The following is a 1,437-nucleotide window of genomic DNA, read 5'->3' as shown; positions in this document are numbered from 1 at the left end:
CCGGTCGAGACCGTGTTGTGGATCGGGGTGAAGATCGCCGGGGCGCTGGAGAGCGCGCATCGCCTCGGCATTCTGCATCGGGACGTGAAACCGGGCAACATCCTGCTCACCGATTACGGTGAGCCCGCGTTGACGGATTTCGGTATCGCGCGGATTGCGGGTGCATTCCAAACGGACACGGGCACTGTGGCCGGGTCGCCGGCGTTCACGGCCCCGGAGGTGCTCGAGGGCCAGGACTCTACGCCCGCCGCGGATGTCTACGGGCTGGGTGCCACCCTGTTCTGCGCGCTGACCGGGCATGCGGCGTTCGAACGTCGCAGCGGGGAGAACGTGGTGACCCAGTTCCTGCGGATCACCACCCAGCCGGTGCCGGACCTGCGCGACAGCGGCATCCCTGACGACGTGTCCGCGGTGGTCGCGGCGGCGATGAGCCGCGATCCCGGCGAGCGGCCCTCGGCAGCGGCGCTGGGGGAGGCGATCCGGCAGGCTCAGCGCCGCCTCGGGTTCACCGTCGACGAGATGGCGTTGCACGCCGAACCGGCCCCAGAGCGCCAGGCCCGCAAGCCGGCTGAGCCGCCAGGGTGGCGTCCGCCCGTGACGACGGCTCCACGGGGAGGCGGTACTTTGCCGCTGGAGTTGACCAGTTTCGTCGACCGCCGCACCGAGTTGGCGGAATTGAAGAATCTGCTGTCGGCGGCCCGGCTGGTGACGCTGACCGGGATCGGCGGTGTCGGTAAGACCCGGCTGGCGTTGCGGGCGGCGGCGTCCACGCGCCGGGAGTTCGCCGATGGGGTGTGGTTGGTCGAGTTGGCCGATGTCCGCGATCCGTTGCTGCTGGTCAACGCGGTGGCGGCCGCCCTGGGGTTGCGTGACGATCGGGCTCGGCCGTTGCCCGAGGTGTTGGTCGAGTTCCTGTCCACGCGGGAGTCGCTGGTGGTGTTGGACAACTGTGAGCAGCTGGTGGCGGCGGTGGCGGAACTGGTCGGGAGATGGTTGCGGAGCTGTCCGGATCTGCGGATTGTGGTCACCACCCGCGAGTCGCTCGATATCGCCGGCGAGGCGGTGCTGCGGGTGCCGCCGTTGACGGTTCCGGACCCGGATGGGGAGCCGTCGCCGCGGGAACTGCGACGCTCCGATGCGGTGACCTTGTTCGCCGACCGGGCGAGCGCGGTGGTGCCGGGTCTCGAACTGTCCGACGACAGCAAGGCGGCCGTGGCTCGGATCTGTGCCCGGTTGGACGGGTTGCCGCTGGCGATCGAGCTGGCCGCGGCGCGGATGCGCACCATGTCGCCGGAGCAGATCCTGCACCGCCTCGACGACCGGTACGCGCTGCTGACCCGCGCCAGCCGCACCGCGCCGACCCGGCAGCAGACCCTGCGATGGTGTGTCGACTGGAGCTACGAATTGTGCACCCCGGCCGAGCAGCGGTTGTGGGCC

General features: G+C 70.3%; 1 protein-coding gene. It reads left to right on the top strand.

Going from position 1 to position 1,437, the window contains the following annotated elements:
* On the top strand, window positions 1-1,437 hold a 1,437-nt coding region (locus ACFXN1_RS51800), incomplete at both ends, for a protein kinase (protein ID WP_379464195.1).

Origin of the sequence: Nocardia sp. NPDC059154, from assembly GCF_042755705.1 — a bacterium.
In the GTDB taxonomy this organism is placed as follows: domain Bacteria; phylum Actinomycetota; class Actinomycetes; order Mycobacteriales; family Mycobacteriaceae; genus Nocardia.
The sequence above is the reverse complement of the archived record's forward strand: the minus strand, read 5'-3'. Positions and strand labels throughout refer to the sequence as shown.